The organism is Photorhabdus sp. RW14-46 (assembly GCF_963887965.1).
GTDB lineage: Bacteria > Pseudomonadota > Gammaproteobacteria > Enterobacterales > Enterobacteriaceae > Photorhabdus > Photorhabdus laumondii.
In genome coordinates, this window is sequence record NZ_CAWPHH010000021.1 from 54,457 (window position 1) to 78,284 (window position 23,828).

The following is a 23,828-nucleotide window of genomic DNA, read 5'->3' on the forward strand; positions in this document are numbered from 1 at the left end:
GGGATTCTTTATCTATCAGGAATACTACAGTTTCAGATGCACTAAACTGGTGAGAAGCTCTTCTGAGGGTTATACTGACCAAATCTTATAGCTATCAAATGAAGTTTCAATTGCAACATAAAACGATTTTCTTACGTCAATTAGGAATACAGCCCTACGAGCCGATTTCTGATGCAATGCACTTGTTTACTGAGCAGCGAGATACTAATACACCTGATGAAATCTGGCTGGTACAGCATCCAAAAGTCTTTACTCAAGGACAAGCAGGTAAAGCTGAGCATTTGCTGTCCCTCGGTGATATTCCGGTTATTCAATCCGATCGTGGTGGACAAGTCACCTATCATGGCCCTGGTCAGCAGGTTATGTACGTCATGATTGACATTAAACGCGCCAGAATTGGTGTACGGCAACTGGTTACGGCGATAGAGGATACTGTCATTAAAACCCTTGCTCACTTTGGTGTGAAAGCCTATGCCCGCCCGGACGCCCCTGGTGTCTACGTCAATGAAGCAAAAATTTGCTCTCTTGGATTACGGATACGTAAAGGTTGTTCTTTCCACGGGTTAGCCCTCAATATCGCAATGGATTTAGAACCCTTCCAGCGTATTAACCCTTGTGGCTATGCCGGCATGAAAATGATTCAACTCAGTGACTTAGTTCCTGGAATTACTGTTGAACAAGTACAACCTGTTTTGGTAGAGAAATTTTGCCAGCAGCTAGGATTTAAACTGAACAGTTAAAGATGCTATAATTTTTTAACATTTTTCAAAAATTTTTTAATTGTTTATCATACAGTAGACTGAATGATAAATCTCAACCTGATGAATTTAACACTGGAACCAGCACGATTATGAGTAAACCAATTCAGATGGAACGCGGAGTTAAGTACCGCGACGCAGACAAAATGGCGCTGATCCCTGTCAAAACAGTGATGACCGAACGTACAGAAATCTTGCGTAAACCTGAGTGGATGAAAATCAAACTTCCTGCGGATTCCAGCCGCATTCAGGGCATCAAATCTGCCATGCGCAAAAATGGCCTGCATTCCGTTTGTGAAGAAGCATCTTGCCCTAACCTGGCAGAATGCTTCAATCACGGTACAGCAACCTTTATGATCCTTGGCGCAATTTGCACCCGCCGTTGCCCTTTCTGTGATGTTGCGCACGGCCGCCCAATGGCACCTGACACCAACGAACCGGTAAAACTGGCACAAACCATTAAAGATATGGCACTGCGCTACGTTGTCATCACCTCCGTTGACCGTGATGATCTACGTGACGGTGGTGCTCAGCACTTTGCTGACTGCATCTCTGCTATTCGTGAAAAAAATCCATCCATTAAGATTGAAACCTTAGTTCCTGACTTCCGTGGACGTATGGATCGTGCACTTGAAATACTGACAGCGACACCGCCCGATGTCTTTAACCATAACCTGGAAAACGTACCCCGGGTTTACCGTCAGGTGCGCCCTGGTGCAAACTATGAGTGGTCACTAAAATTACTTGAAAAATTTAAAGAAGCCCATCCTGATATTCCAACCAAATCGGGTCTAATGGTCGGTCTTGGTGAAACCAACGAAGAAATTCTTGATGTTATGCGTGATCTGCGCCGCCACGGTGTGACTATGCTGACTCTGGGACAATACTTACAACCTAGTCGTCATCATTTACCGGTACAGCGCTACGTCAGCCCACAGGAATTTGATGAAATGAAAGAAGAAGCGTTAGCTATGGGGTTCACCCATGCTGCCTGTGGTCCATTTGTCCGTTCTTCTTATCATGCTGACTTGCAAGCCAAAGGTGAAGAGGTCAAATAACCCAGTTTCTTATACCCTATGGGTTTCAAACTGCACCGCGACGGCAAGGGAGTGAATCCCCGGGAGCATAGCAAACTATGTGACCGGGGTGAGCGAGTGCAGCCAACAAAGAGGCAGCTTGAAAGATGACGGGTATATTATGATTAATATTATTCTGGCTATATTTATCGGAGGTGGCTTAGGCAGCGTATTACGCTGGTTTATCAGCCTCCGTCTTAATAATATTTCTTCTAATATCGCAATTGGCACCCTTACCGTTAACTGTATTGGTGCATTAATTATCGGGCTAGGGTTAGCCTATTTTAATAAATCTACCCATCTTGATCCGGCTTGGAAATTGATGTTGACCACCGGTTTTTGCGGAGGTTTAACAACCTTTTCCACATTCTCTGTTGAAGTTGTTTATTTGTTACTGGACGGGAAACTAGGATGGGCACTGGGAACAGTTTTGCTTAATCTTTTTGGATCATTACTGATGACCATGTTAGCTTTCGTATTGATGCATGAACTTTAAATTAAAATTACTTACATATCATACAAGACAAAAAAAACCCGTTGAAATAACGGGTTTTCGAAATACGGAGTTAAAATCAGATAGCGACAACGTTTACAGCAGATGGACCTTTAGCGCCGTCAGTGATTTCAAACTCTACTTTTTGACCTTCTGCCAAAGTTTTAAATCCGGTAATCTGAATAGCAGAGAAATGCACGAATACGTCTTTGCTACCATCTTCTGGAGTGATAAACCCGAATCCTTTAGATTCATTAAACCACTTAACGTTACCTTTAATTTTTGACATCAAACTTACCTTTAACGTGAAAATTAAGACACAAAATCTGCGTCGCATACAGTACAACAAATAAGTTGGCTCACTGTCTACAACCAAGATCACGAAAAGCATAATAAAATACGATAGATGTTATCTTTATTTAGTTTTACTACTAAATAATACACATATATAAATATCTATAACCTTCCCTGGTCTTTTATCACACAAGTTATCTAACAAACAAATGACTAGGTTTTTTCATGTTCTAATAGCCAGCTTTTAATATTCAGGCCGCCGGTATATCCCACCAATTTACCATCATGTCCAATAACACGATGACAAGGCACAATTAATGAGATCGGATTACGAGAATTAGCCATTCCTACCGCACGACAATAATTAACTGAACCTAATGCTAATGAAAGTTGCTTATAACTCCACACTTCTCCAAATGGGATCTTACATAACTGTAACCATACACGCTGCTGGAATTCAGTTCCTGCCGGGTTGAGTGGAACAGAAAACTCAGTACGCTTACCCGCAAAATATCCCCGTAACTCTTTCACGCACTGCTTAGTAATATCATTTTTCACTTCAGGCGCTGTTTTTTCATCAACAAAATATAGACTGGTCACTCCCTTATCATCCGCAGTGATATGAATATACGGTTTAGGAAATCCTTTGGGTGTATCAAAATAGTGATGATACATAACCACCTCCATTGAAAAAAATATCAATCATTATAGGGATTAGAGTAAATCGTCTTTTCAACAAATTGCAATGATGAATTCAGTTGCTCCCTTACCACCGACTAGAAAACTTAAACTTGTCTGAAGGCGAAAAGTCTACCAACAAACAGGGAATAACCAACATTGTAATTTTAATGATAGTCACTCGATGTAAAATTAACACCATATATAGTATGGTTGAAATAAAATTTCACTACATATAGTATAATTCAAGTTCTGGCCTCCAAGTAAGTTATTACTCATGAACCAAATTTTGCCATTACATGCCCACAAACTGACAAAGGAGTCGTTAATGAGCATTACCATTTATAGCAAACCGGACTGCGTACAATGCAGCGCAACCTATCAGGTGCTAAGCCGAAGAAATATTCCTTATCAGATTATCGATTTAACCGAAAACCCGCAGGCTTTAGCGACTATCCGTGCTATGGGCTATCAGCAAATTCCTGTGGTTGTTGCAGGTACACAGCATTGGTCAGGATTTCGTCCAGATAAAATCAACGCATTAATCGAGAATGTATAGGTTTATTATGAATATAAATCCACTGATCTATTTCTCCAGTTCATCGAGTAATAGTCATAGATTTGTTCAGAAACTGGAGATACCAGCCTTTCGTATTCCAATAAATCAATCAGACAGCCCATTAAATATAACTTCTCCTTACATTTTACTGACCCCCAGTTACGGTGGCGGCAGTACTAAAGGCGCTGTTCCACCACAAGTGATCCGATTTCTCAATATCGCCGAAAACCGGGCATTCATCCGGGGAGTCATCGCGGCCGGGAATACCAACTTTGGCGAAGCTTACGGCATCGCTGGGCGGATAATTTCAGAGAAATGCCGGATACCGCTCCTATACCGTTTTGAACTGTTGGGTACTGAAGAAGATGTACAACGGGTACGCCAAGGTATTCAAAGATTCTGGCAACATGACTCATTAGAGAATATGTAATTATGACTTTTCAAATTAATGCACAACAAGATTATCATGCTTTAAATGCCTTGCTCAATCTGTACGATAGTGAAGGGAATATTCAATTTGACAAAGACAAGCTGGCTATTCATTGTTATTTTCGCCAGCATGTAAATCCAAACACACTATTTTTCCATAGCCTAAAAGAGAAACTGGATTTCCTCCAACAAGAGGGATATTACGAAACAAACGTGCTAGAGCAATACGATTTTACTGTTATTAAAAAGCTCTTTCAGCAAGCCTATAGCAAAAAATTCCGCTTTCAAACCTTTCTGGGCGCATTCAAATATTACACCAGTTATACTCTGAAAACCTTCGATAATAAACGTTATCTAGAACGCTATGAAGATCGGGTATGCATGGTAGCACTGACCCTAGCCCAAGGCGATCAGATGCTGGCTTGTCGTCTAGTGGATGAGATGATCAGTGGCCGTTTTCAACCAGCAACGCCAACTTTTCTTAATTGCGGTAAGAAACAGCGAGGAGAATTGGTTTCCTGTTTCCTGCTACGCATTGAAGATAATATGGAATCCATCGGACGTTCAGTTAATTCAGCCTTACAGCTTTCAAAACGTGGCGGTGGGGTCGCATTCTTACTCAGTAATCTACGGGAAACGGGTGCACCGATAAAAATGATTCAAAATCAATCATCAGGTGTTATCCCAGTGATGAAAATGCTGGAAGATGCGTTTTCATACGCTAATCAACTCGGTGCACGCCAAGGTGCAGGTGCTGTTTATCTCCATGCTCATCACCCCGATATTCTTCGTTTTCTGGATACAAAACGGGAAAATGCCGACGAAAAAATCCGTATAAAAACGCTCTCTATTGGCGTTGTTATTCCTGATATCACTTTTAAGCTGGCTAAACATAATGAAGATATGTATCTATTCTCCCCATATGATATTCAGCGGGTTTATGGTGTGCCAATGTCCGAAATTAGCATGACAGAAAAATATGCTGAAATGGTAAATAACCAACAAATTCGGAAATCAAAAATCAATGCTCGTGAATTTTTCATGGCATTAGCTGAGCTCCAATTTGAATCTGGTTATCCTTATATTATGTATGAAGACACAGTGAATAATGCTAACCCGATTAAAGGTCGGATTAATATGAGTAATTTATGTTCCGAAATTTTACAGGTTAACAGCGCCAGCGAATATGAAGAGGATTTAAGTTACCACCATATTGGGAAAGATATTAGTTGTAATCTGGGATCAATGAATATTGCTCATACAATGGATTCACCTGATTTTACCCTCTCTATTGAAACGGCTGTCCGCGCTTTAACCGCGGTATCAGATATGAGCCATATCCGTTCAGTTCCTTCTATCGAAAAAGGAAATCAGGATTCTCATGCTATTGGTTTGGGGCAAATGAATCTTCACGGCTATCTGGCAAGGGAAAAAATTCATTATGGTTCTGAAGAGGGAATAGATTTCACCAATATCTATTTCTATATCGTTACTTATCACGCTCTGCGTACTTCCAATCAGATCGCCATTGAACGTAATAGCTACTTTAAAGGCTTTAAAGATTCTCGTTATGCCAATGGTGAATTTTTCAATAAATATACAGAAATAACATGGCAACCTCAGACAAAAAAAGTTTCTCAATTGTTTGAACAAGCAGGAATAAAAATTCCTAATCAACAAGACTGGCTTGAATTAAAAGCCTCAATTATGGCTCATGGTATTTACAATCAAAATCTCCAAGCTATTGCTCCTACAGGTTCTATTTCATATATCAACAATTCAACCTCAAGCATTCACCCGATTGTATCCCGTATTGAGATCCGTAAAGATGGTAAAACAGGTCGGGTATATTATCCAGCGCCATTTATGACGAATAATAATCTTGAATATTACCAAGATGCTTACGAAATAGGACCGGAAAAGATTATTGATACTTATGCTATAGCCACTCAACACGTCGACCAAGGATTATCCCTGACACTTTTCTTCAAAGACGATGCCACTACCCGTGATATTAACAAAGCGCAAATTTATGCCTGGCGTAAAAGAATTAAAACACTTTATTACATCCGTCTGAAACAAACGGCTCTGGAAGGCACGGAAGTACAAGATTGTGTTTCATGCTCACTATAAAATGATTCTGGAAATGTATTATGATCAGTAATCCTATATGTGCAATTAACTGGAACCGAATTGAAGATGACAAAGATCTAGAAGTTTGGAACCGACTGACAACTAATTTTTGGTTACCGGAAAAAATTCCATTATCCAATGATATTACTTCATGGAATACACTGACGACAGAAGAAAAAAAGCTGACTATCCGGGTATTCACCGGGCTGACACTACTCGACACAATTCAGAACACTGTTGGTGCTCCAGCGTTAATGGAAGATGCCCTAACACCTCACGAAGAAGCAGTTATGTCCAACATTAGTTTCATGGAAGCTGTTCATGCACGTTCTTATAGTTCCATTTTTTCAACATTATGCCTAACAACTGATGTGGATGAAGCCTATCGCTGGAGTGAAAAGAGTTTTTCATTACAGAATAAAGCCAAAATTATACTAAATTATTATAGTTATCATCATCCATTAAAGAAAAAAATCGCCAGTGTTTTTCTAGAATCATTTTTATTCTATTCAGGTTTCTATTTACCTATGTATTGGTCAAGTCGAGGGATATTAACAAATACAGCCGATTTAATCCGACTTATTATCAGAGATGAAGCCATTCACGGTTATTATATTGGATATAAATTTCAACAATCATTAAATAAATATTCAACATTAGAGCAAAAAGAAATTAAAGAATTCACTTTCTCATTATTATTAGAATTATACGAAAATGAAATTAAATATACAGAAGAACTTTATGATATTGTTGGCTGGACTGAAGATATTAAGAAATTCTTGCATTATAATGCCAATAAAGCATTAATGAATCTTGGCTATGAAACCTTATTTCCTCCAGAAATGACAAATGTCAGCCCTGCAATCCTCGCTGCATTATCACCGAATGCCAATGAAAACCATGATTTCTTTTCTGGTTCAGGTTCATCATATATCATTGGTAAAGCAGTAAATACTGAAGATGAGGATTGGAATTTCTAAAGAGAATGATTTTATTTTATACCCTATGGATTTCAAGATGGATCGCGACGGCAAGGGAACAAATCCCCGGGAGCATAGATAACGATGTGACCGGGGTGAGTGAGTGCAGCCAACAAAGAGGTAACTTGAAAGATAACGGGTATATATAGAATACTTCAAAATAACCATAATACCCTAATATTTTAAAAACCAATATTATTGTTCCTGTTTCTTAAACGATAAAACGCCATAAAATCCTTATATTTTATGGCGTTTTTTCATGATTATTGCCATTTCTATGGATATTTTTTGCCATCTCCGCCTTTTATACCATCCGAAACGACAAAAAACATTAATATAGCTAATTAATTTTAAATTAAATTTCATTCCAATTAGATATAATCAACACTATAAACTAATAATCGATTCCATTTACAACATAGCGAATAATTCATTTGGCAATTAAATGTAAAAATATATTAATAACAGCAACATAGAATGAAATCATCCTTTCAATAACCACATTAACTTATATGGAATAAATTGCCAATAACAATGAAATTACTACAAATATATCTAATTTAAATCATTTAATATTACCATTTTTTACATTAATTATCATTAACATAGGGTTGTCAGGCTCTCTCAGTATGTTAGGGTATATATATTCAATGAATCATGCAGAGATGAATAATGCATAACACCATTACATAACCATTGAAAGGAAAGTAACTATTTCATGGCAATTAAACTTGAAGTTAAAAACCTCTATAAGATATTTGGCGACCATTCAGAATATGCTTTCAAATTACTGAATTCGGGTTTGAGCAAAGATCAGATATTTGAAAAGACAGGTATGGCTGTTGGTATACAAAATGCCAATCTGACTATTGAAGAAGGCGAAATATTTGTCATCATGGGATTATCTGGCTCCGGCAAATCCACAATGGTACGCCTTCTCAATCGTCTGATAAAACCGACTCGCGGCCAAGTATTAATTGACGGTGAAGATATTTCTGAGATTTCAGCAACCGCGTTAAGAGAAATTCGTCGTAACAAAATCAGTATGGTTTTCCAATCATTTGCACTGATGCCGCACTTAAACATATTGGAAAACAGCGCCTTTGGTATGGAACTTGCCGGAATCACCAAACAAGAACGCAATAAAAAAGCGTTGGATGCACTGAAACAGGTAAACTTGGAAAATTATGCACAATCTTATCCAGATGAACTCTCAGGCGGGATGCGCCAGCGTGTAGGGCTTGCCAGAGCATTAGCTAATAACCCAGATATTTTGCTAATGGACGAAGCATTTTCTGCCCTTGACCCATTAATTCGTACAGAAATGCAAGATGAACTGTTAAGCCTACAAGGTAATCAGCCACGGACTATCGTCTTTATCTCTCATGATTTGGATGAGGCAATGCGTATCGGAGACCGGATTGCCATTATGCAAGACGGTGTTGTTGTGCAAGTCGGGACACCTGATGAAATCTTGAATAATCCAGCGAATGACTATGTGAAAACTTTCTTTCGTGGCGTAGATATCAGCCATGTATTTAGTGCTAAAGACATTGCCCGTCGCCGTCCTGACTCTCTGCTTCATATTGCACCCGGTTTTGGTCCTCTTTCTGCATTGAAAGTCCTTGATGACGAAAACAGAAACTATGGTTACCTGATCGAACGTGGACAAAAATTCGCCGGTATCGTTTCGGTAAATTCATTGGAAAAAGCATTACGGGAAAAAAAACCTATCGAACACGCTATATTGGCGGAACCAACCTCCGTTGCCGCAGATATGCCCCTCAATGAGCTGATTACTGTTGTAGCACAATCACCTTGTGCAGTTCCGGTTGTTGGAAATAATGACAAATATATCGGCGTTATTTCCAAAGGGATGCTATTGCAGGCATTAGATAAGGAGACACCAAATGAGTAATCAAAACGAACATCAAACTCAACCTGTACAGAATTCGTGGGATACCCCTCCCATCGCTGCCGATAATACGGACCCTTGGAGCAATGGAACCAGTGCTGACAATTCAACGGGTTCTGACTGGCTGGATGCCCCCGCAACTACGGCACAGCCTGAACATTTTAATATCATGGATCCATTCCAGCATCCACTTATCCCTTTAGACTCATGGGTAACCCATGCTATTGATTGGATTGTGCTAAATTTTCGTCCTGCATTTCAAGGAATACGCGTCCCCATTGATTTTGTTCTCAGTGGCTTTGAACAATGTCTGACTTCAATACCTGCTCCCATTGCCATCCTATTTTTTGCCCTGATTGCCTGGCAGTTATCAGGCATTGGTATGGGTATTACTGCTCTAATTTCTCTGGTAATTATTGGTGCAATTGGTGCATGGTCTGAAGCTATGGTCACTCTATCACTGGCTCTGACATCGCTATTGTTCTGCATTATCGTTGGTTTACCACTCGGTATATGGCTGGCACGCAGCAAAAGAGTCGCGAAAATTATCCAACCTCTGCTTGACGCTATGCAAACCACACCAGCATTCGTCTATCTGGTTCCGATTGTCATGCTATTTGGCATCGGTAACGTGCCTGGCGTTATCGTCACCATTATCTTTGCTCTACCCCCAATTGTCCGTTTGACCATTTTAGGCATCAAACAGGTTCCAGCAGATCTGATAGAAGCAGCCGAATCTTTCGGTGCCAGCCCTCGTCAGATGCTGTTTAAAGTTCAATTACCACTGGCTATGCCAACCATTATGGCCGGTGTCAACCAAACCCTGATGCTGGCCCTATCAATGGTCGTTATTGCATCAATGATTGCCGTTGGTGGTTTAGGCCAAATGGTTTTGCGAGGTATTGGTCGTCTCGATATGGGGCTTGCCACAATAGGTGGGGTCGGGATTGTTATTCTGGCGATTCTCCTTGACCGCCTAACACAGTCTCTTGGCTGCGGCAACCGGGCTAAAGGCGTAAATCGCTGGTATGCCACTGGCCCAATTGGATTAATTACTCGTTTATTCAGCAAGAAAGTATAACCTTCAATATCACCTATACCCTATGGATTTCGAGAGGCAACTTGAAAGATAACGGGTATATCAAACCACAGTTGTTTGATAAACACATGATGACCACAACAGGAGGAAAAACCATGCGCAAACTAGTTATCTGGGCGATATCCCTGTCATCACTGATAAGTTCGCAATTATTCGCTGTCGAATTACCCGGTAAAGGTATCAGTGTACAACCCGTACAAAGCACCCTTAGCGAAGAGACATTCCAGACGCTGATCGTCAGTAAGGCGTTGGAAAAACTTGGTTATGATGTCAAACCCATCAAAGAGGTAGACTACAACGTCGCCTATTCCTCTATTGCTTCCGGTGACGCAACCTTTATGGCCGTAAGTTGGGAACCACTGCACAACACCCAATATCAGGCAGCAGGTGGTAATGCTAAATTTTACCGAGTCGGTAATTATGTAGAAAATGCCGCACAAGGCTACTTGATCGATAAAAAAACAGCGGAAAAATACAACATTACTAATATTGCTCAATTAAAAGATCCGAAAATAGCCAAATTATTTGATACCAACGGTAACGGCAAAGCTGATTTAACTGGCTGTAATCCCGGTTGGGGCTGTGAAATCGCCATTAACCATCACCTTAAAGCTTATGATTTAAACAATAGCGTTGAACACAATCAAGGTAACTATGCCGCCATGATGGCAGATACTATTACCCGCTATAAAGAAGGCAAACCCATCTTATATTACACATGGACGCCTTATTGGGTTAGTGACGTGCTGAAACCAGGTAAAGATGTTGTCTGGCTACAAGTTCCTTTCTCCGCTATGCCTAATGATGAGAAAATAGAGACGAAATTACCAAATGGCGCTAATTATGGTTTTCCACCCAGTATTATGCATATTGCTGCCAATAAAAAATGGGCAACAGACAACCCAGCCGCCGCTAAGTTATTTTCTATCATGAAAATGCCCCTTGCGGATATCAATGCCCAAAACTTGAGGATGCATAATGGTGAGGCATCACCAGCGAATATTGAACGTCACACCAACGGTTGGATTAAGGCTCATCAGAAATTATTTGATAGTTGGGTTAAAACTGCTGTTGAAGCCGCCGGAAAAAATTAATGTTTAGAACATTACTGTTATTTTTTCTGACTCAAAATTCTTATTAAAATTTATATTTCAACAATTTTATAGTCATTATCGCTGTATTATAGAGAAATAATAAGAATTAATATCGTTTTCACATTTCATTCTCAGTTCAATTTGGTAGTTAAATCACAAGGTTAAACTACCTAAGACAATGAATACTCATGGAGTTTCTTTAACAACCATTCTCTCGGCTTTACCATTGAACCTGAATAAAAATTCATTACAATGCAAAAAATTTAGCTCGTGACTACAGACCGTTAACGAGCTGTCCACTCACCCTAACCTACCGTTTAAATATAAGAAAATACATTATATGGAAGAAAATATTTCCCGTACGCCATTAAGCCCAGCGTTGATTGCACTAATCGCCATTGCCACAGGTCTGGTTGTCGCCAGCAACTATTATGCACAGCCGCTACTCGATACTATTGCGTTACAATTTAATCTGACCGTCAACGAAGCCGGGTTTATTGTAACCACAGCTCAATTGAGCTATGCCGTTGGCCTAACATTCCTTGTGCCATTAGGTGATATGTTCGAACGACGCAGTTTAATTGTCTCAATGACAATATTAGCCACTATTGGATTACTGATTACCGCCACGTCACAGAACATCTGGCAAATGTTACTGGGAACGGCAATGACGGGCTTATTTTCGGTGGTCGCTCAAATACTGGTCCCACTGGCCGCAACACTTGCTCTTCCCCATCAACGAGGAAAAGCTGTCGGTACAATTATGAGCGGTTTACTGCTTGGAATATTACTAGCAAGAACCATCTCAGGAACAATGGCAACTCTTGGTGGCTGGCGAACTGTTTTTTGGGTTGCCAGTGTCTTATTGGTGATTCTTTCTCTGACGTTGTGGCGCTACCTGCCCCGTTACAAACAAGTAACCAATCTCAGTTATTTCCAATTACTTGGCTCTATTGTAAACCTTATCACTACAAGCCCGCTTCTAAGAGTACGCGCCATACTGGGTGCACTGACATTTGCCAACTTCAGCCTGCTATGGACATCAATGGCATTCCTGCTTTCAGCACCTCCTTTTAACTATTCTGAAGGAGTCATCGGCTTATTTGGATTAGTCGGTGCTGCCGGCGCATTGATGGCAACCCAAACCGGGCGACTCGTTGATAAAGGAAAAGGCCCTCTGACCACCAGCATTTCTCTGGTGCTATTACTTCTTTCATGGATACCGATCGGCTTAGTCAAAGAATCACTAATTGGCTTTATAATTGGTGTTTTTCTCCTTGATATTGCGATTCAAGGAGTTCACGTTACAAATCAAAGTACTATATACCGCATCATGCCAGAAGCCAGAAACCGACTCACCGCCGCTTACATGACTAGCTATTTTATCGGTGGAGCTCTTGGCTCTCTGGTTTCAGGCTATGCTTACAAACACTCAGGTTGGTATGGCGTTGCCACCGCGGGTATAGCTATCTGTATAATCAGCCTAATCGTGTGGTTTTTAGGCAAAAAGTACGAACCAAAGACGTTGTAAGAAACAGGTCATAGTAAAAGAATGCTTAAATAAAAACATTTATGAAACATTTGTTAAGGATGATATTCTCTATTTGGTTTCATTTTGTTAATGTTACATAACATTCACATAACCAGATAGATTCTATGCCTGTTTCTGATACATCATCCCCCTTAACGAGTAAAAAATCTTCTTTTACTGAAGGAATAATAGATAGTTTACCCATTGTTATCGGTTATATTCCCGTCGCCTTTGCTTTTGGTCTCAATGCCGTCAAACTTGGCTTCAACCCAATGGAAGCCATTTTCTTTTCATGCATCATCTACGCCGGTGCAAGCCAGTTCGTCATCACAGCTTTACTGAGTGCGGGGACATCATTATGGATTTCTGCCCTAACAATTATGGCAATGGATGTCCGCCATATTCTTTATGGTCCATCTTTAAGGCACCGTATCAAAGATAAGCTAACGGAGAAAAAAACCGTTATCTGGGCTTTCGGCCTGACAGATGAAGTTTTTGCCGCCGCGACTGCAAAACTCATTAAAAACCACCGGAGCTGGAGTGAAAACTGGATGGTTGCTATTGCAATCTGTTCTTGGCTGGCCTGGGGCGCAGGTACCGCAGCCGGTGCATTTCTTGGTAACGGTTATTTGGAATCCTATCCCGCTATAGAAGCTGCCATGATTTTCATGTTACCAGCACTATTTCTCAGTTTTCTTCTTGCTTCTTGTAGAAAACAAAATAGTTATTGTGTTGCAACCGCACTAACCGGAGCACTTTTAGGGATTACATTTTTCTCAATTCCAGTTGCTATTCTGGCAGGTATTGTCGGTGGTTGTATCGCGGCACTGTTACAACCGCAAAACAATTGCAATGACTCTTCTGAACAAAAGGAAACACCATGATTGATAGCAAGATTTTGCTGATTGGACTATTTGTTGGGTTAGCTAACTTTTCATTTCGCTATCTGCCACTACGATTTGGGAAAGCACGCCAATCTGCCGGCAGAAAAGGTGGAAAAACAAGCATTATCCTTGACAGTATTGGTATTGCATCCATTTGTTCTTTACTCATCGTATCAGGTGTACCTGATGTGATGAGAGAAAGTCAAAAACTACTTCCTACCCTCATAGGTTGTCTGACCATCTGTTTAGTCTTTTACAAAACAAAGCAAATTATACTCGCAGCACTATTTGGCGCACTGCTTTTTGGACTAACATTCAAAATATTTATGAATTAGGTATCAATATCAAAAGAAATATGATGATAACAAATAACTACAATTGCTAAATTTATCTTTTAATATACCATTTGGATGTTTGATAACAAAAGTTATCTTACCAGTTGAAACTAATAAGGTATCTAAATAATGGAAAGTTCGTTTACGCCTACCGAAGAATTACTGAATATTCGTGCAGCACAGCAAGCCAAATTAAATAAAGATATCCCTTATCAAGAGATCCTGTTGACTAGGTTATCAATGCACGTCCAAAGTAAATTGCTTGAAAACCGTAACAATATGCTGAAAGCTCAAGGTATCAATGAAACTTTGTTCATGGCCCTGATGATCCTTGATACTAAAGAAAGCCACAGCATCCAACCATCAGAATTAAGTGCCGCATTAGGTTCTTCCCGTACTAACGCCACGCGTATTGCTGATGAATTAGAAAAGCAGGAGTGGATTGAGAGAAAGGAAAGTCATAACGATCGCCGTTGCCTTCATCTTCATCTGACAGAACAAGGTACAAAATTTTTAAATAGTTTGCTTCCACCTCAACATGAGTGCCTGAGAAGACTTTGGTCATGTCTTGACCAGGAGGAACAAAAACAGTTAGAAAAGTTAATGAGAAAATTACTGGTCAGACTTGATACAATGGGCGATTGTATCAAAAAATAGCTTGTTGTTTAATCGATCAATTTTCACCCAAACAATACTTTCTTGGTTAAATTGTTCGAAAAAATTTTCCTGTTAGCCAAGATGATATTTTCTGCAAAAAGCTAACTATTATTCTTCGATAACATTGGATCCTATGTCATTCACCTTTCCAGTAGTGATGCTATACCACTACTGGGAAGTGATCTCAAAAATAGTCTTACTAGAAGATAAAACAACAAGCATGGGGATTTACTATGAGCGAAAATGAGGCAATAGAAGTACAAGCGGCACAAGATCCAACCAGTAGTAAAAAAAGGCAACGCAGTCGTGCCTTAGTGCTACTAACCCTTATCTTTACCCTGCTCGGTGTTGCCTACTTTTTCTATTGGTTTCTCATTTTACGCCACCATCAAGAAACAGATAACGCCTACGTTACAGGTAATCAAGTTCAGATCATGTCACAAGTTGCTGGCAGCGTAATTACAGTTAACTTTGATAATACTGACTTTGTGAAAAGCGGCAGTATATTGGTGCAACTCGATCCCCGTGATGCAGAATTAGCATTAGAAAAAGCAAAAACAACATTAGCCAACAGCGTTCGCCAGACTCATCAACAGATAGTTAACAGCAAACAATATCAGGCTAACATCGCTCTACGCAGATCCGAATTAACTAAAGTTCAAAATGATCTTAGCCGTCGTGAAATACTTAGCGTTCAAAAAGTCATTGGTAAAGAAGAGTTACAACATGCACAGGAAGCTGTCGCCAGTGCCCGAGCTGCTCTAGATATTGCAATTGAACAATACAACGCTAATCAAGCAATTGTCTTGGATACACCCCTAGAGAAACAACCTGCCATTGAACAAGCTGCAACGGAAGTCCGTAATGCCTGGCTGGCATTACAACGCACGAAAATAGTCAGCCCAATCGATGGTTATGTCTCACGCCGTAGTGTACAAGTTGGTGCACAAATCAATAAAAATACTCCACTGATGGCGATAGTTTCGGCAAACGATATGTGGATCGAAGCTAACTTCAAGGAGACACAAATTTCTGGTATGCGTATTGGTCAACCAGTGGAAATCACCAGCGATTTCTATGGTGGAAGCAAAGTATTTAGCGGCAAAATCACTGGCCTTGATATGGGTACCGGCAGCGCCTTCTCTTTATTACCTGCTCAGAACGCCAGTGGTAATTGGATTAAGGTTGTACAACGTTTACCCGTCCGTATTGAGCTTAATCCTGGACAACTAGAAAAATACCCATTACGCATCGGTCTCTCGACTAAAGTCAGAGTAGATACTACGAGCCCTGATGGGCCCGTTCTGTCTGATAAAACACGCACTAAATCAGCTTATCACACCACTGCTCTGACAATAGATATGTCGCCTGCCAATAAAATAGTTAACAACATTACTAATAGTAATGCTGGAAAATAATATCGGAGGCCAAGGTGATGAGACAGCCGCTTACAGGTGCCAAACTTGCATGGATGACCATAGCGCTATCCTTAGCAACGTTCATGCAAGTGTTAGATTCTACCATTGCTAACGTAGCGATACCCACGATTTCAGGTAACTTAGGATCATCAAGTTCTCAAGGGATCTGGGTAATTACCTCTTTCGGGGTTGCCAATGCGATTTCTATCCCAATTACTGGATGGCTGGCGAAACGCATCGGCGAGGTTAAGTTATTCATCTGGTCAACCGCGCTATTTTCCATCGCTTCTTGGTTATGCGGTATTTCCAACAGTCTTGGTATGCTAATCTTCTTCCGAGTTATTCAAGGATTAGTTGCAGGTCCTCTTATTCCCCTTTCACAAAGTCTACTCCTGAACAATTATCCACCAGCCAAAGGAAATATGGCGCTGGCATTATGGTCAATCACGATTATCATCGCGCCAATTTTCGGCCCTATTCTGGGTGGCTACATCAGTGATAACTACCATTGGGGATGGATTTTCTTTATCAACGTTCCTGTTGGTATAGCGATTATTTTGATTGCTATGCAAACGCTGAAAGGGCGTGAAACCCAGACAGAGATCAAGCCTATCGACACAATAGGACTCATGTTATTAGTGGTCGGCGTTGGTTGTTTACAAATCATGCTAGATCAGGGGAAAGAGCTGGACTGGTTTAATTCTACAGAAATTATCGTCTTGACAGTTATTGCAATCATCTCATTAACATTTCTGGTGGTATGGGAACTGACCGATAATAACCCGATTATTGACCTATCACTGTTCAAAGAGCGCAATTTTACCATTGGTTGCTTCTGTTTGAGCTTAGCTTATATGCTCTATTTCGGCACCATTGTGTTATTACCTCAGTTATTACAGGAAGTGTTCGGTTATACAGCAACCTGGTCAGGTCTTGCATCAGCACCAGTAGGATTGTTGCCACTAATAATTTCGCCACTGATTGGTAAATTTGGCAATAAAGCAGATATGCGCTACATAGTGACATTCAGTTTTGTTGTCTATGCCATCTGTTATTACTGGCGTGCATATACATTCGAACCAGGCATGGATTTTGCCGCGGTCGCATGGCCTCAGTTTATCCAAGGGTTTGCTATTGCCTGTTTCTTTATGCCACTCACAACCATTACCCTTTCCGGCTTGCCAGCAGAGCGGGTGGCATCTGCATCCAGTTTATCGAATTTTATTCGAACACTGGCGGGTTCAATAGGAACATCACTAACGACAACCATGTGGACCCAACGCGAGTCAATGCATCATTCCCATTTTACTGAACATATCAATCCTTATAGTCCCGATACTCAACGGATCTATCAACAATTATCGGAATTAGGCATGAATAACCAGCAAATTTCTGCTTATCTAGCAAAAGAAGTTACCCATCAAGGGCTCATAATCTCAGCGAATGAAATTTTTTGGCTTTCAGCCGGAGTATTCCTGATTTTGATTATGCTCGTCTGGCTAGCCAAGCCACCATTTACCCAAGGAAGTAAAGAAGGCATGAGCGGAGCCCACTAAATCTTAAATAGCAAAACCGGGAGCACACTCCAGCTCCCGCTTTTCCTAATCAAGCTTTATTCTGTCGCCACCATTCAGCCAGCATAATGCCCGTTGCAACAGAAACGTTCAGGCTTTCAACCAAACCCGACCCACCGACGAACAAACTCATATCACCATGTTCCCAAGCACTGTCACTCAAACCATCGCGTTCTTGACCAAGTACCAGAACCATTTTTTCCGGTAATTCAGCTTTAGCTAAAGCGGTACTACCTTTATGACTGGATGTCGTAACAATGGTGTAACCCGCTTTACGAAAGTTATTCAGCGTAGTGACCAAGCTATCAGCATCAATACCTTTAATATGCTCAGCACCACCTTCTGCTGTACGAATAGCCGCGCCCGACTCCAGCAAGGCCACATCCTGCAAAATCACCCCTTGCACACCGAAATGTGCACAACTTCGCATAATCCCGCCAAGGTTATGAGGATTACCCACATCTTCAAGAGCCAAAACACAATCTTTTACTGGAGCATCTTTCAAGTAGGTCTCTGCATCCAAACCGTTGCGTTTCTTAATCAGAAAACAAACACCACCATGATGTTCAGTACCTGACACTTTTGTCAGTTCAGCCTCATCCACAACATGATAGGCTTTACGATTAGCAGCCATCCATTTCAGCGCATTGCGGAAACGTGGTGTCACTGACTCAACGAACCATGCACGAACTATCGCTTCAGAACGGTTTTTAAACATCGCCTGACAAGCATTTTCGCCATAAATCCGAGTTTCTTCCATTCGCTGACGACGGAGCTGTTCAGGATCAATCTGGCTTTTCCCACTGATACCACCATGCATTGGCGTTACAGAATCACTCTCAGGGCGTGACACTGTTTTCCAAGGCGATCTTTCACGCTCATTGGCACGCGGAGAACGGGATGTTCGCTCATTGTCCCGACGACGCTGACCCTGATCACGTCCCTTACCAGATGGACGTTTGTTATTATTACGGCTGTCATTATCGCCCTCACTGCGGACATACATCACTTTGACTTTGCCATTTTTACCACTGTATGAATCGTTCATTCGTTTCTCCAACTGCTTTATGGCGCGAAGATTACCTGATGTGCGCATCTTAAGCTACCTCTGACAACTATAATCCATTAAAATGCGCCCTTAATTTTCCTGCTTTCGGCGAGACATGCCGTACTTGCTATGGAGGGCACAGTCTGGCTACCTGTTGAAACAGCCCCCCACCGAAGATATTCAAGCTACAGCTTGGTACTATTTTGCAACAAACTGGCAATTTAATTACTTCTCAGCAACTGCATCCGATAGCGTAAATCACAGCAACAATTTGCGAAATCCGCTACAGTTATCGACTAACCCCACGAATAAGGAGCCTCCTGATGAGCCAGCGCGGACTTGAAGCTTTATTACGCCCTAAATCCATTGCGGTAATTGGTGCCTCAGAAAAACCAGAACGAGCGGGTTCAGTTATGATGCGTAACTTGCTTGCAGGAGGCTTTGCCGGACCAATACTACCGATTACACCCAATAGCCGTTCTGTTCAAGGGGTTTTAGCTTACCCTTCAATAGATAAATTACCGATTACACCAGACTTGGCTGTTATTTGTACTCATCACCGCCGTAATTTGCAATGTTTAGAACAACTGGGGCAGTTGGGTTGCAAAACGGTGATTATCCTTTCTTCACCAACGTCCCAATTCGCTGAACTAAAGCAGTGCTGCCAGCACTATAGTATCCGACTACTTGGGCCAAACAGTTTAGGTGTATTAGCCCCCTGGCAAGGGCTGAATGCCAGCTTTTCTCCGGTTCCAATACTCAAAGGGAAATTGGCCTTTATTTCTCAATCGGCGGCAGTCTCAAATACGATTCTTGATTGGGCAAAACACCGGGGAGTCGGATTTTCCTACTTTATAGCATTAGGTGACAGTGTAGATATCGATATCGATCATCTGCTTGATTTTCTGGCTCGTGACAGTAAAACCAGCGCTATCCTGCTCTATTTAGAGCATATTCATGATGCCCGTCGCTTTCTTTCAGCATCTAGAAGTGCTTCCCGCAATAAACCTATTTTGGTGGTTAAAAGCGGCCGTACTAAGCGAGCACAGAAATTACTTGGTGAACAACAAAATTTGGATGCGGCTTATGATGCAGCAATTCAGCGAGCAGGGTTATTACGCGTACAAGATACACATGAAATGTTTTCTGCTGTAGAAACGTTAAGCCATATGTCACCTTTACGGGGAGAACGGCTATTTATCGTTAGCAATGGTGCTTCTCCAGCCGCAATGGCGCTGGATGCGTTATTCCGCCGTAACGGCAAGCTCGCAATATTAGGTGAAGAGACAACGAAAGCATTAAAAATACAACTCCCAGAAACTATCTCTCTGCATAACCCGCTAGATTTAAAAGATGACTCCACGGTGGAACGTTATATCGCTGCGTTAAAACCGTTACTAGATAGCCACGACCATGATGCTCTGTTACTTATTCACTCTCCTAGCGCAATTGCTCCCTGTATTCAAACCGCAACCAAAGTCATTGAAACAATCCGTAAACACCCACGGGGAAAATGGCTAACTATCTTTACCAATTGGTGCGGAGAATACTCTTCACAAGAAGCCCGCCGTCTGTTCAATGAAGCAGGTATTCCAACTTATCGCACCCCTGAAGGCGCGATTACTGCTTTCATGCACATGGTTGAATATCGCCGCAATCAGAAACAATTAACAGAAACCCCCGCACTACCAGCAAACATCACAGCTAACACAGCACGTGCCCATCAGTGCATACAACAGGCTCTGGAACAGGGAAATTCTCGTCTGGATACCCATGAAGTTCAACCTATTCTGGAAGCTTATGGTCTCAATACATTGCCAACATGGATTGCTCATAACAGTGATGAAGCAGTCAATATTGCCCAACAGATCGGTTATCCTGTTGCGTTGAAATTACGCTCGCCAGATATCCCGCATAAATCAGAAGTTCAGGGAGTCATGCTCTATTTGCGAAATGCAAATGAGGTCAAGGCTTCTGCTCAAGCGATTATCGAACGCGTCAATCAGAATTTCCCACACGCAAGAATTCAAGGATTGTTAGTTCAAAGCATGGCAAACCGCGCTGGTGCACAAGAGCTACGAATTGCAGTCGAGCAAGATGAAGTATTTGGCCCACTGATTATGTTAGGTGAAGGCGGTATTGAATGGTCACAGGAAACACAAGCAGCCGTTGCGCTGCCACCTCTTAATATGGCGTTAGCGCGATATCTGGTTATTCAGGCGATTAAAAGTAGAAAAATTAAGCTCAGGGGAGCTCCTCAATCATTAGACGTACTAGCACTCAGCCGACTGTTAGTTCAAGTATCGAATCTGTTACTTGATTGCCCGCAAATTGTACGACTGGATATTCATCCATTACTGGCTTCTGGCGATGAATTCACATTATTAGATGTTTCAATGGAATTATCTTCGATAGACGGTGATCCACGAACTAGATTAGCTATCCGTCCATATCCAAGCGAACTAGAAGAATCTATAAAACTCAAAGGAGGTGCAGAATGCCTGCTACGTCCGATTCTGCCAGAAGATGAACCGCTGCTGAAAGATTTCATCGGCCAAGTTACGAAAGAAGATCTCTATTACCGCTACTTTAGTGAAATCAGCGAATTCACACACGACGATCTGGCCAATATGACGCAGATTGATTACGACCGTGAAATGGCATTTGTTGCCGTACGACATCCTAAAACGACTCCAGAAATTATCGGGGTGACTCGTGCCATAGCTGACCCAGATAATGTCGAAGCAGAATTCGCTGTGCTAGTGCGTTCTGACTTAAAAGGGATCACCCTTGGATATCAACTTATGATAAAACTGATTAACTATACACGGGAACATGGCATAAGCCGCCTCAACGCTATCACCATGCCAGAAAACCGTACGATGATAAAACTGGCTAAAAAACTGGGATTTACCATAGATGTTCAATTTGAGGATAGCATTGTAAACTTATCCCTCGAACTCTAAATCAACTACGTGATGGACCGCACAGACTTGAATCATTAGGCATTAGAGCGTTAAATCATGCTCACAATTAGCCAGACTAATGGTATTATCGCCAGATCATTTGATGCATTGCTTTACATAGTAGTCCTTTAGCCATCTAACATAAGAGAAAAAGCGCACTGTGATGTTGTCTAAATTCAAACAAGCTAAACATCAACAACACCTTGCACAACTGCCTAAGCTACCTCAGTCAGTTGCTGATGTTAAAACACTTTATCAACCTGAAGTGTTCCGCAGCACCCTGCTGGAAAAAATTGCTAACGCTGAAAAACATATTTATATCATCTCCCTCTATCTGGAAAATGATGACGCAGGGAAAGATATCCTTAATGCACTTTATACAGCTAAACAACAACGCCCAGACTTGGACATTAAAGTGCTCGTTGACTGGCATCGAGCACAACGTGGACGAATTGGTGCTGCTGCAATGGTAACGAATGCCGATTGGTATTGTTCTATGGCAGAAGCTTATCCTGATGTGAAAATTCCAGTACTAGGTGTACCTGTAAATACCCGCGAAGCACTGGGTGTTTTACATTTAAAAGGTTTTATCTTTGACGATACTGTAGTTTATAGCGGAGCAAGCATTAATGATGTTTATCTCCACCAACATGATAAATATCGCTATGATCGCTACCACTTGCTTCACAATGCAGAACTTGCAGAAGCAATGAAACACTTTGTTGATAATCACATTATCGCTACAGGAGCCGTGCAGAAACTGGATTGTAAAAACCGTCCTCGTATTCCTGAAATTAAAAATTTGATCCGTCAATTACGTTTTTCTCTGCGGCACACCACCTATAAAATAAACAATCAGGCAACGAATGATGAACTATCTGTCACTCCACTTGCTGGTCTGGGAAAGAAAAATCTACTAAATAAAACCATTAGTCATCTGATTGCCAGCACAGAACAAAAGCTGATTATTTGCACTCCGTATTTTAATCTTCCAGCCATCATTGTCCGGCGGATCGTTCATCTACTTCGTAAAGGTAAACATGTGGAAATTATTGTTGGTGATAAAACTGCCAACGATTTTTATATTCCACCGGAAGAACCCTTTAAAATTATCGGTGCATTACCCTATTTATATGAAATTAATCTGCGCCGTTTCATCAGTAGACTACAGCGTTATGTTGACAACAATCAACTGACTATCAGGTTATGGAAAGATGGTGATAATAGCTACCACCTAAAAGGTGTGTGGGTGGACAATCAATGGCAATTGATTACAGGAAATAATCTTAATCCTCGTGCCTGGGGACTGGATTTAGAAAATGCCATTCTTATTCACGATCCTCATAAAGAAATGCAGGAGCAACGTACAAAAGAACTGCACTGTATCCGTACTCATACTACGGTTGTCAGTGATTATCAGGAATTGGACAGCATCCAGCTTTACCCAGTCAAAGTACGTAAACTTATCCGCCGTTTACGTCGCATCCGGGTAGACAAACTGATTAGTCGTATTCTGTAATTGAATCGATAAAGCGAATTATCTTTTCTAAATAAAATCTCCTGATATTGAATAATTTCGGGAGATTTTTACCATCGAACTTTAATTTGATAAATCTCAAATTTTCTTAAATAAGAGTAATATTCAAAAGTACGTAAATCTAGATTTATACCCGTTATCTTTCAAGTTGCCTCTTTGTTGGCTGCGCGCTCTCACCCCGGTCACATCGTTATCTATGCTCCCGGGGATTCGCTCCCTTGCTGTCGCAATGCATCTTGAAATTAGGGTATAGAGAGAAATTTTTGTCATGCTCGGCTAAGCTTAGGATAACATGACTCATTTTCTTTCCCATCAGTTCAAAAAGTTATTTAAATTATTTTTTATGCCTGCTATTACTATAATATATTTT

At 41.1% G+C, this 23,828-nt stretch carries 23 protein-coding genes; 19 read left to right on the forward strand and 4 right to left on the reverse strand.

All coding sequences use genetic code 11. The annotated features are described in order from the left end of the window. The first annotated feature begins 98 nt into the window (after positions 1–98). From lipB to crcB, 3 genes are all read left to right on the forward strand, one after another. Complete coding sequence (gene lipB, locus AACQ38_RS16140; protein ID WP_041379981.1) at positions 99–740, forward strand: lipoyl(octanoyl) transferase LipB; 642 nt, start codon at positions 99–101, stop codon at positions 738–740. A 110-nt stretch (positions 741–850) separates the two neighbouring features. Continuing rightward, positions 851–1,816: a lipoyl synthase gene (gene lipA, locus AACQ38_RS16145; RefSeq protein ID WP_011145615.1), complete on the forward strand. Its 966-nt coding sequence runs from the start codon at positions 851–853 to the stop codon at positions 1,814–1,816. Positions 1,817–1,955: 139 nt separating this feature from the next. After that, positions 1,956–2,330 (forward strand): fluoride efflux transporter CrcB, encoded by a 375-nt coding sequence (gene crcB / locus AACQ38_RS16150; protein WP_011145614.1) that lies wholly within the window; start codon positions 1,956–1,958, stop codon positions 2,328–2,330. 76 nt (positions 2,331–2,406) lie between these two features. Here the strand turns inward: crcB and cspE are convergent, their stop codons facing one another. Then, positions 2,407–2,616, reverse strand: a complete 210-nt coding sequence (gene cspE, locus AACQ38_RS16155) for a transcription antiterminator/RNA stability regulator CspE (protein WP_041379980.1) — start codon at positions 2,614–2,616, stop codon at positions 2,407–2,409. Between the two features lie 218 nt (positions 2,617–2,834). Further along, positions 2,835–3,296, reverse strand: coding sequence for a methylated-DNA--[protein]-cysteine S-methyltransferase (locus tag AACQ38_RS16160; RefSeq protein WP_011145612.1), 462 nt, complete (start codon positions 3,294–3,296; stop codon positions 2,835–2,837). A 331-nt stretch (positions 3,297–3,627) separates the two neighbouring features. On the opposite strand from AACQ38_RS16160, the gene nrdH reads away from it, so the two are divergent. The 14 genes from nrdH (at position 3,628) to emrB (ending at position 17,889) form a co-directional block, all read left to right on the forward strand. Further along, positions 3,628–3,858 carry a glutaredoxin-like protein NrdH gene (gene nrdH, locus AACQ38_RS16165; RefSeq protein WP_011145611.1) on the forward strand — a complete coding sequence of 77 codons (231 nt, stop codon included), beginning with the start codon at positions 3,628–3,630 and terminating at the stop codon, positions 3,856–3,858. Positions 3,859–3,871: 13 nt separating this feature from the next. Then, positions 3,872–4,288, forward strand: coding sequence for a class Ib ribonucleoside-diphosphate reductase assembly flavoprotein NrdI (gene nrdI / locus AACQ38_RS16170; protein ID WP_041380729.1), 417 nt, complete (start codon positions 3,872–3,874; stop codon positions 4,286–4,288). Positions 4,289–4,290: 2 nt separating this feature from the next. Continuing rightward, positions 4,291–6,420 (forward strand): class 1b ribonucleoside-diphosphate reductase subunit alpha, encoded by a 2,130-nt coding sequence (nrdE, locus tag AACQ38_RS16175; RefSeq protein WP_165578587.1) that lies wholly within the window; start codon positions 4,291–4,293, stop codon positions 6,418–6,420. Positions 6,421–6,440: 20 nt separating this feature from the next. Continuing rightward, on the forward strand, positions 6,441–7,400 hold the full coding sequence (nrdF, locus tag AACQ38_RS16180; RefSeq protein ID WP_113049650.1) for a class 1b ribonucleoside-diphosphate reductase subunit beta: 960 nt from the start codon (positions 6,441–6,443) through the stop codon (positions 7,398–7,400). Positions 7,401–7,405: 5 nt separating this feature from the next. Continuing rightward, entirely contained in the window at positions 7,406–7,549 is a 144-nt protein-coding gene (locus AACQ38_RS16185) for a hypothetical protein (protein WP_158536421.1), read from the forward strand. A gap of 569 nt (positions 7,550–8,118) precedes the next feature. Then, positions 8,119–9,318 carry a glycine betaine/L-proline ABC transporter ATP-binding protein ProV gene (proV, locus tag AACQ38_RS16190; protein WP_113049651.1) on the forward strand — a complete coding sequence of 400 codons (1,200 nt, stop codon included), beginning with the start codon at positions 8,119–8,121 and terminating at the stop codon, positions 9,316–9,318. Further along, the gene (gene proW / locus AACQ38_RS16195) at positions 9,311–10,396 is read left to right on the forward strand and encodes a glycine betaine/L-proline ABC transporter permease ProW (RefSeq protein ID WP_165578588.1); all 1,086 of its coding nucleotides are present in this window, start codon (positions 9,311–9,313) and stop codon (positions 10,394–10,396) included. The genes proV and proW overlap by 8 nt, the downstream gene beginning before the upstream one ends. A 113-nt stretch (positions 10,397–10,509) precedes the next feature. Next, positions 10,510–11,508: a glycine betaine/L-proline ABC transporter substrate-binding protein ProX gene (gene proX / locus AACQ38_RS16200; RefSeq protein ID WP_165578589.1), complete on the forward strand. Its 999-nt coding sequence runs from the start codon at positions 10,510–10,512 to the stop codon at positions 11,506–11,508. A 340-nt stretch (positions 11,509–11,848) separates the two neighbouring features. Beyond that, positions 11,849–13,039 carry an MFS transporter gene (locus AACQ38_RS16205; RefSeq protein ID WP_011145604.1) on the forward strand — a complete coding sequence of 397 codons (1,191 nt, stop codon included), beginning with the start codon at positions 11,849–11,851 and terminating at the stop codon, positions 13,037–13,039. Between the two features lie 125 nt (positions 13,040–13,164). Further along, a complete protein-coding gene (locus tag AACQ38_RS16210; protein ID WP_011145603.1) occupies positions 13,165–13,923 on the forward strand; it encodes an AzlC family ABC transporter permease in 759 nt (252 codons plus the stop codon). Then, on the forward strand, positions 13,923–14,258 hold the full coding sequence (ygaH, locus tag AACQ38_RS16215) for an L-valine transporter subunit YgaH (protein WP_339367059.1): 336 nt from the start codon (positions 13,923–13,925) through the stop codon (positions 14,256–14,258). Before AACQ38_RS16210 ends, ygaH begins: the two co-directional genes overlap by 1 nt. A 129-nt stretch (positions 14,259–14,387) precedes the next feature. Further along, positions 14,388–14,915 carry a transcriptional repressor MprA gene (gene mprA, locus AACQ38_RS16220; RefSeq protein WP_011145601.1) on the forward strand — a complete coding sequence of 176 codons (528 nt, stop codon included), beginning with the start codon at positions 14,388–14,390 and terminating at the stop codon, positions 14,913–14,915. A 233-nt stretch (positions 14,916–15,148) separates the two neighbouring features. Then, a complete protein-coding gene (gene emrA / locus AACQ38_RS16225; protein ID WP_011145600.1) occupies positions 15,149–16,333 on the forward strand; it encodes a multidrug efflux MFS transporter periplasmic adaptor subunit EmrA in 1,185 nt (394 codons plus the stop codon). A gap of 14 nt (positions 16,334–16,347) precedes the next feature. Then, complete coding sequence (gene emrB, locus AACQ38_RS16230) at positions 16,348–17,889, forward strand: multidrug efflux MFS transporter permease subunit EmrB (protein WP_165578591.1); 1,542 nt, start codon at positions 16,348–16,350, stop codon at positions 17,887–17,889. A 49-nt stretch (positions 17,890–17,938) separates the two neighbouring features. Here the strand turns inward: emrB and AACQ38_RS16235 are convergent, their stop codons facing one another. Continuing rightward, entirely contained in the window at positions 17,939–18,955 is a 1,017-nt protein-coding gene (locus AACQ38_RS16235) for a tRNA/rRNA methyltransferase (RefSeq protein WP_113026494.1), read from the reverse strand. A 323-nt stretch (positions 18,956–19,278) separates the two neighbouring features. On the opposite strand from AACQ38_RS16235, the gene AACQ38_RS16240 reads away from it, so the two are divergent. Both AACQ38_RS16240 and pssA read left to right on the forward strand, forming a co-directional pair. Beyond that, on the forward strand, positions 19,279–21,921 hold the full coding sequence (locus tag AACQ38_RS16240; RefSeq protein WP_165578593.1) for a bifunctional acetate--CoA ligase family protein/GNAT family N-acetyltransferase: 2,643 nt from the start codon (positions 19,279–19,281) through the stop codon (positions 21,919–21,921). 163 nt (positions 21,922–22,084) lie between these two features. Further along, positions 22,085–23,440, forward strand: coding sequence for a CDP-diacylglycerol--serine O-phosphatidyltransferase (pssA, locus tag AACQ38_RS16245; RefSeq protein ID WP_165578594.1), 1,356 nt, complete (start codon positions 22,085–22,087; stop codon positions 23,438–23,440). 123 nt (positions 23,441–23,563) lie between these two features. Here pssA and AACQ38_RS16250 read toward each other — a convergent pair whose 3' ends face one another. After that, the gene (locus tag AACQ38_RS16250) at positions 23,564–23,728 is read right to left on the reverse strand and encodes a hypothetical protein (RefSeq protein ID WP_158538190.1); all 165 of its coding nucleotides are present in this window, start codon (positions 23,726–23,728) and stop codon (positions 23,564–23,566) included. Positions 23,729–23,828 lie beyond the last annotated feature (100 nt).